Genomic DNA, 16,924 nt, shown 5'->3' with positions numbered 1-16,924 from the left:
AGCTATAAACACTACAAGTTTAGCAGAGTGGCAGCGCAATATGGTGGTTAGTCAGAGCTAGGTGCAATACAATTTATTGAATGTTCTAAGCTGCCCGGCGTTTCAGTCCCTATACCTACGGAAACGATAATCCACTTATCTTCATCGACCCGGACGGCATGCAAAGCTGGCACTTCGGAGGTAAAGCCGCCGAAGAAATGTTCCGGCAGGAGCAAAGGGATCAGTAAGACAGAGAAAAGAAACGCGCGGAAAAAGACAAGCCGTTTGGTCTGCTGGCGCGAATGAAAGCCACCGGCGGGGAGCCGGGGCAGCAGCTGCCGGCTGTGGATGGGATTGAGTCGGATCATACGATTGACTTCACCATAATTCCCATTGCGAAGCCATTGGAATGATTTCAGGGATCTGGGAACCTTAAATGAAACAAAAATGTACGACGAGCTTTTATTGAAGTATTATTCTTTATCGGCGTGGTTTGTTGGAAAGAAAAAAAACAGCTATATAATAAAGGCACAACACTTTTACTAGGCAATTTGCTTTTGTTCAGTTGGTCATCACTAGTGTTTTTTCTTTTATTTTTATTACCCTTCAAATTTGGGAAATTTTCTTTATCCATTATCCTATTGGTATCCGGGTATTTAATATTCTACGGTTTCATTAATCGAAATATTATTCTGTCCATTAACGAAAAAAATATTAGAGAGCGCTTTTATCAATTAGATCATACGACACAGAAGAACAAAGCATGGATTGCTTTGCTATTACTTCTGGTTTCCTTCTTCTTTCTACAATTTGTGATATATTCTACATTTCGAGAATATTTATTAGAAGGATTTTAGATGTATATGCCGGAAGTCGGTAGATGGGGTACAGCCGACCCGATGAGCGAGGTCGCAAGACGTTTCAGCCCCTACACCTTCGGCAACGATAATTCACTTATCTTCATCGACCCTGACGGCACACAAAGCTGGCATTTCGAAGGTAAAGCCGCCAAAGAAATGTTTCGGCAGAAGCGGCACGAGCACGAAGACAGGGAAAGAAGCGGGCGGAGAAAGGCAAGCCATTTGGGATGAAAGATTCTCGTCGGATAGGTTGGACAAAAATGCAGTACTATTTAAGAAAACAATAGCTCATCCACCTCCCGCCGCGTCGGCATGGAGCTTTGGGCGCCCATTCTGGTGACGCTGATCGCGGCTGCCTCGCAGGCGAACGCCACGGCTTGTTCTAATGGTTTTCCTTCTGAAACCGCAACTGCCAGCGCGCCGTTGAAACAGTCCCCTGCGGCGGTGGTATCCGTTGCTTTTACACTTGGAGAAGTGATAAATGTGCCGCCTTGTGAAGTGCGAAGATAGGCGCCTCTGCTGCCAAGCGTAATGATCACATTTTTGCAGCCTTTGTCAATCAGGATCCTGGCGGCCTGCTCCACGGTGGGGTCGCTGGTTACACGGATGCCCGTGAGTAGTTCTGCTTCGGTTTCGTTGGGTGTGATAGCAAAAAGATATGGGTAGATTTCTTGGGGAAGGATTTGGGCGGGCGCTGGATTTAATATCACCCTGGTACGTTTCTGGTGCGCTGCGTTTATTGCAAACCGGACAGTTTCCAGGGGTATTTCCAGCTGGACCAATAAAATATCATCGCTTCCGGTCTCCTGCATTCCCAGGCTGACTTCTTCCGGTTTCAATGCGGCATTTGCGCCGGGTGCTACCGTAATGCAGTTTTGTCCTTCCGTATCGACGTTGATCAGGGCTATTCCCGAAGGCAGCGTGTGGTCAGTTGCAATATATTTGGTAAGGATATTTTCACGCTGAAACTGTTCCAGGGCCTGCTTGCCGAAAAGGTCGTTGCCTATTTTACAGATCAGACAAACCTTGCCGCCCAGCCGCGCCGCGCTCACGGCCTGGTTCGCGCCTTTACCGCCAGCATTCATCAAAAACTCTCCACCGATTACCGTCTCGCCTTTCGCAGGCAGCTTGTCTGATTTGACAACCATATCGGTATTGGAACTCCCTACAACATAAATCATAACATGGAAAGATAACAGAAAATCCATGTTACTATACCTCGCGCGCGATTTTTCCTGGGAACGATAATTATACCTGTGTAAATAGTGCGAACCAACTCATTTACCGCACCACATACATATGTACCCATATTCGGAAAAAGCTGAGAATAAACTGATTATCATCGCCGGCGCGAGCGGACATCTCGGTTTACGGATCACACACCATTTAATACAAAAAGGCGCAAAAGTGCGTGCATTGATTAGAAAAGGCAGTAAAAATCCAAGCATAGCGGCACTTCGCAACAGTGGTGCCGAAATTGTCGAAGTTGATTTTAACAACCACCTCAGGCTGGCAGCTGCACTGGCCGGTGGGGCTTGCATGGTATCGGCGGTTTCCGGTCTGCGGGAAGTGATTGTTGATTTGCAGATCAGGCTCCTCAATGCGTCGGTCGAGGCAAGTGTGCCCAGATTTATCCCTTCCGATTTTTGTATTGATTACACCAAACTCCGGCCCGGAACAAATCGCAATCTCGATCTCCGGCGCGAGTTTAACGAAAGGCTCGATCGGACGAATATCAGAGCCACTTCCATTCTGAACGGTATGTTCGCCGACCTGCTCACCGGCCAGGCGCCGCTTGTGCAGTTTGGTCTAACGAAAGTGATCTACTGGGGTAATGCTGATACCGAAATGGATTTTACTACCATGGAAGATACCGCCCATTTCACAGCACTAGCCGCATTGGATGCAACAACACCGCGCTATCTTCGCGTGGCCGGGGAAGTAGCGAATGCGCGCGACCTGGCGAAGGCGGCCAGCCTGGCAAAAGGGGAGGAGTTCGGGATATTTCGTATCGGCGGACTCGGTCTGCTTGCATTCATGATCAAAGCTGCGCGCACCTTATTCCCCCAGAAAAAAGAGGTTTTTCCGGCCTGGCAGGGAATGCAATACCTGTACGATATGCTTACCGGGCTTCCCAAACTGCATCCTCTCGACAATCACCGCTATCCTGAAATCAATTGGACGCCGCTGCGGGAAGTGCTCAGGGAAGGGAAATAATAGTCTGGCTGCAATATATTGCGTTGGCGGTCGTCTACAACTTGATCTAACACTTCCTCTATTGTGAAAAAAATGCTCTTTCCGCTGCTGGTCGGCCTATTTCTGCTTAATTGCCAATCGGATGATATTGATTCCGACGATACCAACGTGGTAGACGGGACTGACCTGCCCAACGACAAAACTGACTGGTGGAAGCCGGTATATGGAGTTTCTTTCGATTGGGACCTCGATGATCTGGATGCAGGTGACCGGTTTTCTGCGGATGTTGTCGACGTAGATGCATTCACAACTTCGGCCGAGCAGGTAGCTGCGTTGCATGCACAGGGGAAAAAAGTAATAGCTTATCTCTCGGTAGGAACCCTCGAAAACGATCGGCCCGATGCTGGTCTGCTTCCGAAAGAAGTGATTGGGAAAGTATATCCCGAGTGGCCGGAAGAAAGGTGGCTGGATATCCGGCAGCCGGAAAAATTGCGACCCTGGCTTAATTCGCGATTTAATATGATCATCAACAAGGGTTTTGACGCGATCGAGCCGGATAATCTCGACAGTTATGAAAATGAGACCGGTTTTCAGATAACCGAAACAGATACGCGCAGGTACTGCGATTTTCTAATCGAAATGGCGCACCGGAACGGACTGGGAATCGGTCAGAAAAATGTACCTGAGCTGGCACCGGATTACAGTGCAAAGTTTGACTGGATGCTGACGGAAGATGCATTTGAACAAGGCTGGCAAGATCAGGCGCAGCCTTTCACAGTACTTAATAAACCTGTTTTCGCTACCGAATATACGGATATGACCAGCAAGGCAGTTTTTGAAAACACATTTTGCCCCAAAGCCAAATCACTTCGGATTTATGCGGTTTTAAAGAAAAGAGATCTGGACAAATGGTCATCCGCCTGTCCATAACCTATTGATAAAAAGAAATTTCTGCATTTATTTAAGATCAGGATTTCAGTACTTTCCTGTTGCAAGGTTCCATTTGATTTTGAATAGAATTAGTTCTGTAAAATAATTTTTCTAATTTGTGGTTAAACGAGTTTGGAGATATGTTTGGCAACTAATAAAATTTTATGACTACGGAAGCCGCTAAGATTCTAATTGTTGAAGATAATCCTTTGATGGCCAGGCAACTGGAAGCGGAACTTAATGGGAAAGGATTTATAATTACCGGTATCGCGCGCAACCTGACGGACGCGGTATCACTGATGAAGACGCAGGCCTGCGATCTGGCGCTGATCGATATGCGGCTTGACGGGCCGGAGGATGGTATTGCTACTGCACAGGAGCTGCTGCGAATTAAATGGATCCCTATTATTTATATAACCGGAGAAGAATCCTACGAAGAAATAGCGGAACGTTCTCAATCTACTTTCCCGGCCGCCTTTCTTGAAAAACCAATCAGGCCGAGCGAATTATTTGTGCAGATCAATCTCGCACTACACAATTTTCAGGCGGGTAACCTGCCGGCGGCTAAAAGTGTACAGAGTGAATACATCGTGTTTTTTACGGATAAAGAGCATATTCAGGTGCGGCAGAGTAATATTATTTTCATCGAAGCGGATGGTCCTTATGCCAAGATTTATATTACCGAAGAAGAATTCAAACGGCTCTATCCCGAAAAAACGTTCAACTACATTTACGTCTCACCCAACATTGGCCGCATTTATTCTGAACTGAAAAGCTACTTCTATAAACTATCAAGAAAGCACATTATTAACCTCGACCATATCAGCAGGTTAAGTGCAAATCAGATCATCGCAGGAATCCACAAAATCCCTATTCCGGAAGGTCGCCGCCAGGATTTGATCGCCAAATTGAATGTGGTGAAAAGCAGATAAAAACTTTCGTTTGTAAAATCCCGGATTTGGAATGATCAAATACCGTATCGGTATAATTCTCAAAACGGAGGTAACTAATATGACTAGTTTTATATCACGTAATAACAACCTCTCTTCTTTAATCGGTGCAAGTGTTAGGTCAGAAATTGCTTGACTTATCCCTTTTTGACTAAGATTCGTTGATCAAAGCATCAACCCTGGAATGGGGAGCGAGACCGGTAGATGGCGACCTCCCCTTCCTTGTTTTAAATTCCCCCCAAACCTCTTTCAGAAATAAAAAGCGACAACTTTGCTTGAAAATGTCTGTTTCAGTAATTTGTCTGTATGAAACACCATATTATTCACCCATCTCATGACTTGCGTGACTATGTGAAGTATTTCTGGGTGCTGGAAGATAATCGCGGGCAGGCAACTTCACGGCGCTTCCAAACTATTGCGGACGGTTCACCCGGAATGATCTTTCATGAATCCGAAAACGGTTCTTTGTATCAGTTTGAGAAACAACTTCCGCCGACTTTTTTATATGGTCAAACCACCTCTGCGACGGAAATCAAGTCGCCGCCCGCATTTCGCGCAATAGGCATTTATCTTTACCCGCACGCTTTAAAAACGATTTTCGGGCTACCGGCAAGCGAGCTCACCAATACCTGCGTTGATGTTACTATGCTCAATAGCGATAGCAAATATCTGACCGAAAGGCTGATTGAAACAAATGCAATGGAGGATAAGATTTCTGTTTTAAGTACTTTTTTAAAGCAACAAATTGCCTGTAACTCCGCTACTTCCGACGTTGATGTAATGCTTGCGTTGTCAATAATTTACAGAGAAAAGGGTGCGATTTCGCTTTGTATTTTGCAGGAAAAAACGGGACTTTCGGAGCGCGCATTAGAACGCCGGTTTCAGCGTGTAATCGGTATTTCTCCTCTGCAATTTTGCAGGATCGTTCGTTTTCAGTCTTCGCTAACGCAGCTTCGCGAAAACGGTTTCGAAAAGCTTTCAGATATCGCTTACGAAAATCAATACGCTGACCAGTCGCATTTCATTCGTTCATTCAAAGAATTTGCAGGAGATTCGCCGTTTCGATTTCGAAAGAAATCCAGCGAACTGATCAACAATTTCCCTGAGATTATCGGGTGAATTTATCGGTCGTTATCTGGAGTTAACCGGCTTTCGTGAAAAAGTCATTTTGCTACTTTCGACTTGCGCTGTTCTTTCATTCCTGATCGTCAGCGCTATTTCAAGCATGTATTCTTTTTTAGGTTGAAAAGTAATTGCATCTGTAAAAAGCGTTTTTCGGAATTGATTTTGAGGAGTTAATTCGTTTAATATTCCATTTCCCTTCGCGGCTACCTGCCCATTTTCAGACAATTTCCATTCATAATCGGAATTGGACAAGTCGCTGAAATCCATCGTATTCCGGAAGATCACTTCGCCTTGATCAAAATTCGTGATAGCTACAATAACAGGCTTATATTTCTCAGCAGATAATTCCAGAATACGTTTATTGGTATTGCATTGCAAAGCACTATCTGCATAAAATACCGGCGCATTCATTACGCCCATTCTCTCGATTTCTTTCCATGGATAAGCCATCGGATTGTATCTTCCTGCGTTAGTTAAGTATTGATTGACTACTTTATTCAAATTCTGATCGCCACCTTTTAAACAGTAAAATAAAAGTGACGCATTCGGCACGCGCCGATCTTCAAACGAAGGGAGATTTTGAGCCGAAAAATTCGAAAATTGAAGGGAATGCCACAACTGCTCTTCCGACAATCCATTCATTCTCTCATCCAGCTGATATTCAATAATGGTATAAAGTCCCAGACTGTCACACAATTCCAGCCACCGCTTATTGTGATTTTTGACAATCACGGTATTCACCTGCGCATTTTTTAAAGCTTTGATATGTTGCTTCATTTGTGCTTCATTTCCAAAGGAACCCTCGTAACGCAAAGGTTTAAACGTCAGTTTTTTGTTGTTTAAAACCGCATTTCCATCTGTGATTTTAAAATCAATAATGCTTTGATAAAAAGGTGCGGCATTCTGCAAAATCTGATCGTCGGCGATGGGGGTAATCCTGCCGGAATACCAAACAGGAAATTCTGCATTCCAGAACTCAAACATCAAGGGAACGGTCTCGAAAGTATCCCACGACGCTACTTTCGGAGGATCGCCATTCATGTCGTCACTCGCCGCGCACATTTGTGATTGATAAACAATGTTTTGTGCAAGTGAATCCGGCTCTGGATAGAGGCTTTGCTTTTTGATCTCGATCAATTCGCTCATCGCCTCAAATCTTGATTTACCCCCCAGCCAAATATAACTACGGTTATACATGAAATAGGAATGGTAAGGTCGGGCTACCTTATTATGGAGAATATTGAACCTGGGAAAAACAACAGCCAGCCGCGTTGAGTCGCTTTGCGCAGTTGCCGGATTTATACCAGCAATGCAGATCATGCAAAAAAGTCGGAGTAAAGTTTGCATTAAGGCGGGAATAGGATCTGATATGATATTAAAGATCCGTGGTGCTTTTTTATTATACAACAAAGTCTAATTTTTAATACCCCTGTCGGTTTCATTCTATTTTCTCGAATCGTGCCATTCTAGTTTTGAAAAAAAACGAAAAACCATGATAGCGATCACAGGAGCAAATGGGAATCTGGGGAAGGCGGTACTTTCCTTTTTATTGCAAAAAACGCAGGCTGCGAATATCGTAGCGGTCGTTCGGGAACCTCAGAAAATGGCGCAATTTGCCGGACTGGGTATTCAGATCCGGAAGGCGGATTATAATGATCCGGCAAGCTTAGAAACTGCTTTTCAGGGTATTAAGCGGCTTTTGCAAGTTTCTTCTGCAAGTTATGGAGAGCAGGCGGTAACCGAAGAGCAAAACGTTGTCGCGGCGGCTGTGCGGCAGGGGGTAGCGCATATTGTTTACACCAGCACATTGAGCCCCTCTGAAAACCCGATTTTCTGGGGCGGGCAAACCTGCCGGCAAACGGAGCAATCGATCCGCGAATCGGGCATGCGGTATTCGATTTTCAGGAATAGCATGTACATGGAAACGATCCCGCTTTTTATCGGCAGCGCGATGGAAAACGGCCAGATCTATTATTCTGCGGGAAATGGGGCGGTCAGTTTTGTGTCTCGAATCGATATCGCCGTGGCGATTAGTCACATACTCGCTGAGCCGGAAGAAGGAAATCAGGTTTATGAGATTACGGGTGAAAAGGCATTCACATTCGCGGATGTAGCCAATGTACTTCAAAAAATCAAGGGCATTGAATGCAGCTATACAGATGTTCCGGGGGAGATTTTAAAAAGTGAATTGCTGAATGCAGGCTTGCCGGAAGAAGAAGCCGTTTTTTATCTCAATATGGGCGATAGTATCAAAGCCGGGGAATTTGCATTGACAGACCCGAAACTGGAAAAACTGCTGGGCCGAAAACGGCTCACTACGGAAGAATACCTCACGCAGCTTTTAAGAAATAGCGAGGCGAATGCGGGTTAAACGTTAAAATTGGAGTCTTACAATCAGCCCGCCTTGCATTCGGTCGGGCTGATTTGCATTTACAACCAATATAACTTCATCATGAAAGCTTGTTTGCTGCTGCTCAGTGTTTTAATGGTAAATTCAATCTTCGCACAGGACCTGCGGCTATGGTACGAGAAGCCAGCGGAAGTTTGGACGGAGGCTTTGCCGGTGGGCAACGGACATATGGGCGCGATGATTTTTGGCGGGGTGGAGGAGGAGCATTTGCAGCTCAATGAAGTCACCCTCTACTCGGGCGATCCCAAGGGTACTTTTACTTCGCTGGATGTTCGCAAGGATTTCCGGAAAGTTGATTCACTTTTTAAAATAGGAAAATATAAAGAGGCAGAAAGTCTTGTCGCGGCGGAATGGCTGGGGCGGAATCACCAGGATTACCAGCCGCTGGGCGACCTGAAAATTAAGATGGAACATAGCGGAAAAGCAACCGGTTACCGCCGCTCGCTCGACCTCGCTACTGCTACTACACACACCGAATATCAGGTAAATGGTACCACTTTCAAACGTGATATTTTTGCCAGTTACCCCAACCGCGTGATCGTGATCCGGCTGACTGCCAGCGGGAAGGAAAAGCTGAACGGGGAATTGCAATTATCTACATTACACACGACGCTGGCCAATATTTCAACTAAAAATAACCAGTATATTATGTCGGCCAAAGCGCCTGGTTTTGTACTCCGGCGTTCTTTCAAGCAGGTTGAAAAAGCGGGGGATATGTACAAATATCCGGAAGTATATGCCAAGGACGGAAGCCGGCTGCCCGGTGCTTCGCAGGTTTTATACGGCGAGGATGCAAATGGTTGGGGAATGGGCTTTGAGGCGCGCATTCAAACCACTAACAAGGGCGGTAAAGTGGAATATGCGGGAGATAAGGTCAGGATTTCCGGTGCTTCGGAAGTGGTGATCCTGCTGGCTTGCGCAACGAGTTATAATGGTTTTGATAAAAGTCCGGCTACCGAAGGATTGGATCCGGCCGAGCTGACAAAAAAGCATCTTGCTTCTACCCAAAACAAAAATTACGAAGTACTATATAATGCGCATTTAGCTGATTATCAGAAACTTTTTAATAGATCCAAAATTCAGATCGGCACATTAAATGAGCAATCCAAACTCCCGACCGACCAGCGTATCGCGCAGTTTTCGAATGGGAAGGATCAGTCGCTGACCGGGTTGTTCTATCAATTCGGCAGATACCTGATGATCGCCGGTTCTCGGCCGGGAGGACAGCCACTTAACTTGCAGGGTATGTGGAACGACAGGATTATTCCGCCCTGGAATGGAGGCTATACTGTTAATATCAATGCAGAAATGAATTACTGGCCGGCGGAGCTGACTAATCTATCGGAATGCCACGAACCATTTTTGAAAGCGATCAAAGAGTTGTCGGTAAATGGATCCAAAACTGCCCGCTCGATGTATGGAAACCAGGGCTGGGTGGTGCACCATAATACCGATATCTGGCGCCACACCGAGCCGATCGACCTTTGTAACTGCTCCTTCTGGCCGATGGCGCAAGGCTGGCTCACCAGTCATTACTGGGAAAGGTACCTGTTTCACGGAGATAAAAAATTCCTGAAAAATGACGTTTACCCGCTGCTAAGAGGAGTTGTGCTGTTTTACAAAGACTGGCTGGTACCGAATAAGGACGGCTACCTCGTGACGCCGGTGGGACATTCGCCTGAGCATCAGTTTAAATATGAGGACGGAAAGTCTACAATGAGCCCGGGCCCGACGATGGATATGGCGCTGATCCGGGAATCTTTCGCCCGGTTTATTGAAGCTTATGATCTGTTAGGTGTTCAGGATCAGAAGCTTTATGATGAAATTAAGGCAAAACAGGAAAAGCTGCTTCCTTACCAGATCGGGAAGTACGGGCAGTTGCAGGAATGGCAATTTGATTTTGAGGATGGTGAGCCCGAGCATCGGCATATTTCGCATTTGTACGCATTGCATCCTTCGAATCAGATCAACCGTTTTACTAATCCGACCCTTAATACGGCGGTTGCCAAATCCATGGAACGGCGCGGGGATTCAGGCACGGGCTGGGCGATGGGCTGGAAGATCAACATCCACGCACGGCTTTTAAATGGAGATAAGGCGCACACGCTGCTCACCAACCTGATCACGCTGGTGCGGGAAAATGATCCGATTTTGCAGGGAAAAGGCGGGTTGTATCCCAATATGTTCGACGCCTGCCCGCCGTTTCAGATCGACGGAAATTTTGGTGGAACTGCAGGTATTGCAGAAATGCTTGTGCAAAGTCACGCAGGCGAAATTCATTTGCTGCCTGCATTGCCCAAAGCCTGGCCCGACGGTAAGATCACAGGTTTGAAAGCCCGCGGTGGTTTTGAAATTGATCTGGAATGGGCGGGTGGAAAGTTGAAAAGTGCGTCGGTGAAATCGGCGCTGGGTGGAAATTGCAGGATCAGGACCAATGAAGAGACTATCGTGAAAGGCGCAATAGCGAAGCCGGCCGCCGGTGCAAATACCAACGCTTTGTTTTCTTTTATCAATCCTGAAAAAAACAGGACAGCGGCGGAAGAAAAGTTGCCAGCCGGGATATTGAAAGATTTTCAAACCTCGGCTGGCAAAACTTATGTGGTAACGCCCGGAAAATAAAGGACTTATTTGCTGTCCGTCAGCAGCTGCACCGCTTTTTCCAGCAGCTCATCTTTTCCTGAAATAATACCTTGAATAGTAGGCGTAACCTGCAAATCGGGCACAATTCCTACTTGCTGGGTTTCCTTGCCGTCGGGATAATAAATGCCAACCCCGCTGATGCCGGTGTAGATATTTCCGGGAAGCACAATGGAGGAAATGTTTCCGTCTGCGCCGGCCGTGGTACTGCCGATTACAGTGATATTCGGGGCGGTTTTGAATGTCATAGAAGTATATTCCGCCTGACTCTGCGAGCTTTCGTTGACGATCAGGATAATTTTTCCTTTGTAGTAATTTGGGTTGGCGCTCCCTATGCTGATGTTTCTGCCGAATGTAAACATTCCGGGTGTATGGAAACTACCCATTGTGAATTTAACAAAAGGTTTCGCCTCGGGTAACAGGTATGGTCCAAAGCTAAAAACCATAAAATCAGAGGGATAACAACGCATATCTATGATCAGACCTTTGCTTTTTGAGATCTCAGGGGTAAGCTTTGACATGTATGTATTTTTCCATTTTCCGGGATACAAATAAGCAATATCCGGACTGAGCATTTTGAAACAGGTATCCGCTTTATTGAAGTTGGCGTAGATATTGATCTTATCCGTGCCAAATGCAGGAACCACCAGATCCTGTACCTTATTATTTCGCCTGATACTTACGGAAATAGTAGTATCATTGGTCCGTAACAAATTGGAAGACAATACCCTCAGCTGAGTAGGGTAGTTGGAAGCCGGTGAATGGGGTAGTTTTTCTTTAATCAGCTGAGCAATGCTTTTTCCATTGATTTTTTCAACAATATCCCCGATTTTCAATCCCGACTTTTCTCCAAGTGCAGCGTTATAATAATCGGTAACAACCGGTTTATTTTCAATAAATGTAAGCTGGGCCGGGGCGTATTTTTCACCAAAAAACTTATTAAGCGCGCCTTGCTGATTGTAAATATTAGCGTGCGTATCCTTTACCCTGCCGATCAATTCGAGTGTGGTAAGTTTATAGGAAGTTTCGTCGGTTGCATTAATGAATTTTGGTATAAATTCAGTGAGTACCGCCTGCCAGTCTTCTTTAATAAGGGATTTATATGGGAAGAAATATTCGATCATATTCCAATATCGGAACAAACTCAGCAACCTGTAACCCGCGTCGGAATACTGCATTTGTGGGTAGGGATTTTCGTTTTTGAATTCAGGATTTCCCACGTCCGGATACATGGAGATGTAATAGCTTTCATGCGTTTTCTTTGCATTTTTTATTGTATCGAGCAAAGCTTGCATTTCTTTCCCTATTGCAGGATTCGAGAGCCAGTTTAAGGTTGGTTTCAATACGGCTGTTTCTGGAATTGGCTGTGCCGATCCCGGATTTACCGGTCCCAGCTTTTTAATCCATTGATATAATATCTTCTCTTTTTCCGCTTTTGATTTTGCACTAGTTAGCTGAGGCAGAATCCGAAAAAGCTCATAATCCCAGTTATGGTTGCCACTTTTGACAGCCGGGTGATAGTATTTCAAAAAGCCCCACAATCTGCCCAGATCAGACAGATCTTGTGTGAGTGCCGGGGTCAGTTTATCCAGAACCACATTCGAACCTTTGTCAAATTCTTTATCCAGCTCAGCCGCAAGAGGCTTTCTGACAGGTGCTTCGTAAAATGGCTTTCCGTCAATGAATAGTTCCAAATCGTCTGTCCATAACTCGCCCGGCCCAGCCAGTAACGCGCCGATATGGATTTTGGCCGCACTGCTGGAATAGGGAAGTTTGATACTGTACTGTTTCCAGTCGGAAGTCCCGTTAATCGCCTTTTCCTGCATATTATTGAATTGCAGCGTACCCGCTTTTCCATCTATCCGCAGCATTAATCCAACCCAGCCGCTGGTTACATTTCTAAATTTCAAATACCCCCTCAGCTCGATTTCTTTCCCCATGTATTGTGCTGGAATCGTGCTCGCTACGCTACCAAAAGTCCCATTTGGGATCGGATCGGGGGCTTTTAGGAGAACAGAATTTTTTCCATTGTGTTTTTCGGTGCTGTCTGTCACAACCTGATAATTCGTTCCCCACTGCATCCATTTATCGGGCAGCTTTTGCCCGGGATTCTTTTTCTCGAAATCCAGATTGAAATCGGCTGGTGCCGGCTGGTTCTGGGCTGCCGACAGAAAGGGCAGGCAGAGGAATGCGAGTGCTGTTAAAGTTCTTTTCATGGAAGTGACTTTGTTTCAACTTGTAAAGCGGTTCGTTCTGCTGTTATACCAAAGTCACCGTTTAATATTTAACACTTACCGGAAGAAAAATTATTAGCTGCTCATTGCGATTTGTTATTATTGGAATCATTTTTGTGATGCTAAAAATATCATTACTCAATTCCTCTATGAACAATCTGGTCAATAAAAGCGAGATGCTGGAAAAGCTGCGGAATGATATTCTGTCTTTCCAGGGCTACCGAGCGCCAATCGACGGGCAGCGGACTGATTTCGGGCTGGGCCCTATTGAAGCTGCATTCCCCAACCATACTTTTCCGACAGGAGCAGTGCATGAATTTATCAGTGACAGTGAAGAAGGCAGTGCGGCTACCAGCGGTTTTATGGCGACGTTATTGGGCACACTGATGCGAAAAGGCGGTTTTTGTTTGTGGATCAGTATCAATCGGACCATTTTTCCGCCCGGGCTGGCATTTTTTGGGGTTGAGCCGCACAGGATCATTTTTGTGGATTTAAAAAAAGAGCAGGACCTGCTGTGGGCGATTGAAGAATCGCTGAAATGCAAGGCTGTGGCAGCGGTGGTAGGGGAGATCAAAGAAATAACGCTGACCGAATCACGGCGGTTACAACTTGCTGTTGAGCAAAGCCGGGTGACCGGTTTGATCCATCGTGCAAATCCGCGCAGCATGAATACGCTGGCCAGTGTTTCGAAGTGGAGAATTACGCATATCCCCAGTCAGCTGGAAGATGGAATGCCGGGTGTGGGGCACCCGAGGTGGAATGTAAAGTTGATGAAGGTGCGAAATGGAGAGCCGGGCGAATGGGATGTGGAGTGGTCGGGCAAGTTCAGTCATATTAAAAAGGCAGTTCCGGCGCAAGAAAATAAGGATTTGCTGCAAACTGGTTAAGGTAAAATCGCATTCCATTCATCATAAAACTGGCCGCGTAGTTTTGGTAATTGCGTAGTTTATCACTTTAAATACGCGCAACACCGATTTACTACCATTCCGCAATGAAAATACGCTTACTTTATCTGGCTCTCGTTCTTTCGTTTTACCACATTTCTACACTGGCGCAAAAGCCGGTACCTGCTGCCAAAACAGACTCCATTTTCGCCGAGTGGAATAAGCCGGGAATGCCGGGAGCGGCTGTGGGGGTTGTGCATCAGGGCAAGCTTATTTATGCCAAAGGTTTTGGCGAAGCAGATCTGGAAACGGGCGCTAAAATTACGCCTGAAACCATTTTTCACATTGCTTCTGTTTCCAAGCAATTCACTGATTTTGCAATAGTTATGCTCTCTGAGCAGGGAAAGCTTTCTTTGGATGACGATATCAGGAAACATATTCCGGAAGTGCCCGACTTCGGAAAAACGATCACGATCCGCCATTTAATGAACCATACCAGCGGCCTGCGCGACCAGTGGAACCTGCTGGCAATGGCCGGCTGGCAGCTGGACGATGTGATCACTAAGCAACACGTTTTTAACCTCCTCACGCGCCAGAAAGAACTCAATTTCGAGCCCGGTTCTTCCTATGCCTATTGCAATACCGGTTACACGCTGCTGGCGGAGGTGGTAAGCCGCATTTCCAGGCAACCTTTTGCCTTTTGGATGGAGCGAAATATATTTAAACAGCTGGGAATGAAGCGCACACAATTTTACGATAATCAGGAAAAGATCGTGAAGGGGCGCGCATATTCATTTCACCGTACCCCGGGTACGTTCGGGCCGACGATGTTTAGTAAAAGTATTTTGAGCTATGGAAATGTAGGCGCCACCAGTCTGTTCACAACTGTGAATGACCTGGCGCTCTGGATCAATAACTTTCGCGAACCGCAGCTGGGCACAGCGGCGACGATGAAGCAAATGCTGGAACGCGGCAGGCTGACCAAAGGAGATACGCTGCCTTATGCTTCCGGGCTCATTCACGGCAAATACAAAAATCTGGATTATTATGGCCACGACGGCGCAGATGCCGGTTTTCGGGCGCATTTATCCTATTTTCCAAAGGAAGATTACGGGTTTATTGTACTGAGTAACCAGGCGGAATTCAATCCGTCCAAAAAAGCTTTCGAAGTAGCCGACCTGTATCTTGCCACATTTATTAAAGAAGAAAAACCGGCAGACAAAGCACCAGCTGTTACCAAAACAGAAGCCAAATTCGACTCGACTCTATTCCGGCAATATGCCGGCTCCTATTCATTGACGGAAGCGCCCGATTTTGTGATGACTTTTAAAAAAGAAGGTGATAAATATCTCACGCAGGGAACCGGGCAGCCATGGTTTCCGCTGTTTCCTTCCTCAGATTCCACCTTTTTCCTGAAAGTAGTAGACGCGTCAGTAACTTTTCACAGACCGAAAGAAGGGCAGGTAACCCGCATTACCCTGCATCAGAATGGGAATCATGAAGGTATCCGCGTAGAGCCAAAAAGTAAGGAAGCAATCCCGCGAGAGCAGTTTGTAGGAAGATATTACAGCCCGGAACTGGAAACTTTTTACCATATTAAATTACAGGGAGATACGCTCAAACTCGTGCATATTCACCACGGGGAAGTCGATTTGTCGGTGGTGAATAAGGACAAGCTGCAAGCGCCGTGGTGGTGGGTACAGCAGATAGATATGGTTAGGAATGAAGCAGGCATTGTTACCGGCATGAAAATGACAAACGGTCGCGTTGCTAACCTGCGTTTTCAAAAGCTCCCGGAAGATTTTGCGGATAAAAAGTAGTCATTGGAAATTGAAAAACTGCTTCAAGTACAATTACGTTACTTGAAGCAGTTTTTTTATATAATTATAATGCGGCTATTCCTGTGAAGCCAGTAATTCGTCCAGATTGGAAAGGCCCATTTCGAAACCTTCTTTGAAGCCCATTTCCAGGGTTTGTTCAAGATCTTTCAGTTCTTTAAAAGTTATCTCAATGAACACCAGTGTCTTGCTGGATTCTTCTTTAAATGTATTCTCCCAGTCCGATCCGGGCATGGAATCACTGATATTACCGTTTTCATCGCAAAATGCGTCAGCTGCGGTAAAGGATCTGAGCGGTGCGATCGATTTGTAATCCACGCGCGCCCAGTGTTCTTCACCCTCCGGCCCTACCATCGCGTACAGCCAGTGCCCGCCTTCTCTGAAATCCATCGTTTTGGTCCGGGCTTTCCAGGGTTTTGGAGCCCACCACTGGTCAAGAAGTTCTTTTTCTGTCCATGCAGCCCACACTTTGGTCACTGGTGCATCAAACTCCCTTTCTACCTTAATCTTCTTATTCTCCTTGTCGACATTGAAATTCATTACAACATTACTTTTCATAATCGTCTGCTTTTAAGTTAATTAATACTTGATCTAGCTGATTAAAACGATCTTCCCAAAGCTTTTTGAACTGTTCGAGCCACTGATCCACTTCCTTCATTTGCTTTGCATTGAAATGATAAAAAATTTCTCTTCCGGAAAGCTCCTGTCGTACCAGCTGACACTCCGTCAATATCTTAATATGTTTGGAAACCGCCTGCCTGCTCGTATCGAAATGCTCGGCCAGTGCATTGGGCGTCATGGCTTGTAACGCGATTAAACTCAGTATAGCTCGCCGGGTCGGATCGGCAATAGCCTGAAATACATCTCTTCGGATCTCCTTC

The 16,924-nt window shown here is 45.9% G+C and carries 15 protein-coding genes; 9 read left to right on the top strand and 6 right to left on the bottom strand.

Annotation, left to right across the window (positions count from 1 at the left end; genetic code table 11):
• Nucleotides 1-47: 47 nt before the first annotated feature.
• Complete coding sequence (locus LZG94_RS12160) at nt 48-347, bottom strand: hypothetical protein (RefSeq protein WP_233792162.1); 300 nt, start codon at nt 345-347, stop codon at nt 48-50.
• Between the two features lie 495 nt (nt 348-842).
• Here LZG94_RS12160 and LZG94_RS12155 point away from each other — a divergent pair, with 495 nt between their 5' ends.
• Complete coding sequence (locus LZG94_RS12155; protein ID WP_233792161.1) at nt 843-1,070, top strand: hypothetical protein; 228 nt, start codon at nt 843-845, stop codon at nt 1,068-1,070.
• 41 nt (nt 1,071-1,111) lie between these two features.
• Here the strand turns inward: LZG94_RS12155 and rbsK are convergent, their stop codons facing one another.
• Complete coding sequence (gene rbsK / locus LZG94_RS12150; protein WP_233792160.1) at nt 1,112-2,020, bottom strand: ribokinase; 909 nt, start codon at nt 2,018-2,020, stop codon at nt 1,112-1,114.
• Between the two features lie 118 nt (nt 2,021-2,138).
• Here rbsK and LZG94_RS12145 point away from each other — a divergent pair, with 118 nt between their 5' ends.
• From LZG94_RS12145 to LZG94_RS12130, 4 genes are all read left to right on the top strand, one after another.
• Nucleotides 2,139-3,056: an NmrA family NAD(P)-binding protein gene (locus tag LZG94_RS12145; RefSeq protein ID WP_233792159.1), complete on the top strand. Its 918-nt coding sequence runs from the start codon at nt 2,139-2,141 to the stop codon at nt 3,054-3,056.
• 72 nt (nt 3,057-3,128) lie between these two features.
• Nucleotides 3,129-3,965 (top strand): endo alpha-1,4 polygalactosaminidase, encoded by an 837-nt coding sequence (locus LZG94_RS12140; protein WP_233793110.1) that lies wholly within the window; start codon nt 3,129-3,131, stop codon nt 3,963-3,965.
• 164 nt (nt 3,966-4,129) lie between these two features.
• Nucleotides 4,130-4,897, top strand: a complete 768-nt coding sequence (locus LZG94_RS12135) for a LytTR family DNA-binding domain-containing protein (RefSeq protein WP_233792158.1) — start codon at nt 4,130-4,132, stop codon at nt 4,895-4,897.
• Nucleotides 4,898-5,221: 324 nt separating this feature from the next.
• Nucleotides 5,222-6,034: a helix-turn-helix domain-containing protein gene (locus LZG94_RS12130; protein WP_233792157.1), complete on the top strand. Its 813-nt coding sequence runs from the start codon at nt 5,222-5,224 to the stop codon at nt 6,032-6,034.
• A 12-nt stretch (nt 6,035-6,046) separates the two neighbouring features.
• Here the strand turns inward: LZG94_RS12130 and LZG94_RS12125 are convergent, their stop codons facing one another.
• A complete protein-coding gene (locus LZG94_RS12125; protein WP_233792156.1) occupies nt 6,047-7,387 on the bottom strand; it encodes a beta-galactosidase domain 4-containing protein in 1,341 nt (446 codons plus the stop codon).
• Nucleotides 7,388-7,532: 145 nt separating this feature from the next.
• Here LZG94_RS12125 and LZG94_RS12120 point away from each other — a divergent pair, with 145 nt between their 5' ends.
• Together LZG94_RS12120 and LZG94_RS12115 are read left to right on the top strand one after the other, a co-directional pair.
• Complete coding sequence (locus tag LZG94_RS12120) at nt 7,533-8,411, top strand: SDR family oxidoreductase (protein ID WP_233792155.1); 879 nt, start codon at nt 7,533-7,535, stop codon at nt 8,409-8,411.
• 9 nt (nt 8,412-8,420) lie between these two features.
• Nucleotides 8,421-11,069 (top strand): glycosyl hydrolase family 95 catalytic domain-containing protein, encoded by a 2,649-nt coding sequence (locus LZG94_RS12115; protein WP_233792154.1) that lies wholly within the window; start codon nt 8,421-8,423, stop codon nt 11,067-11,069.
• A gap of 5 nt (nt 11,070-11,074) precedes the next feature.
• On the opposite strand, the gene LZG94_RS12110 is transcribed toward LZG94_RS12115, so the two are convergent.
• Nucleotides 11,075-13,303 (bottom strand): S41 family peptidase, encoded by a 2,229-nt coding sequence (locus tag LZG94_RS12110; RefSeq protein ID WP_233792153.1) that lies wholly within the window; start codon nt 13,301-13,303, stop codon nt 11,075-11,077.
• A gap of 167 nt (nt 13,304-13,470) precedes the next feature.
• Between LZG94_RS12110 and LZG94_RS12105 the strand changes: the two genes are divergently transcribed.
• Nucleotides 13,471-14,208, top strand: a complete 738-nt coding sequence (locus tag LZG94_RS12105) for an ImuA family protein (protein WP_233792152.1) — start codon at nt 13,471-13,473, stop codon at nt 14,206-14,208.
• A gap of 104 nt (nt 14,209-14,312) precedes the next feature.
• Complete coding sequence (locus LZG94_RS12100) at nt 14,313-16,025, top strand: serine hydrolase (RefSeq protein ID WP_233792151.1); 1,713 nt, start codon at nt 14,313-14,315, stop codon at nt 16,023-16,025.
• Nucleotides 16,026-16,100: 75 nt separating this feature from the next.
• Here the strand turns inward: LZG94_RS12100 and LZG94_RS12095 are convergent, their stop codons facing one another.
• Both LZG94_RS12095 and LZG94_RS12090 read right to left on the bottom strand, forming a co-directional pair.
• Complete coding sequence (locus tag LZG94_RS12095; RefSeq protein ID WP_233792150.1) at nt 16,101-16,601, bottom strand: SRPBCC domain-containing protein; 501 nt, start codon at nt 16,599-16,601, stop codon at nt 16,101-16,103.
• Nucleotides 16,591-16,917 (bottom strand): helix-turn-helix transcriptional regulator, encoded by a 327-nt coding sequence (locus LZG94_RS12090; protein WP_215232636.1) that lies wholly within the window; start codon nt 16,915-16,917, stop codon nt 16,591-16,593. The genes LZG94_RS12095 and LZG94_RS12090 overlap by 11 nt, the downstream gene beginning before the upstream one ends.
• Nucleotides 16,918-16,924: the final 7 nt, after the last annotated feature.

It is taken from the genome of Dyadobacter sp. CY343, from assembly GCF_021390335.1.
Lineage (GTDB): Bacteria > Bacteroidota > Bacteroidia > Cytophagales > Spirosomataceae > Dyadobacter.
The sequence above is the reverse complement of the archived record's forward strand: the minus strand, read 5'-3'. Positions and strand labels throughout refer to the sequence as shown.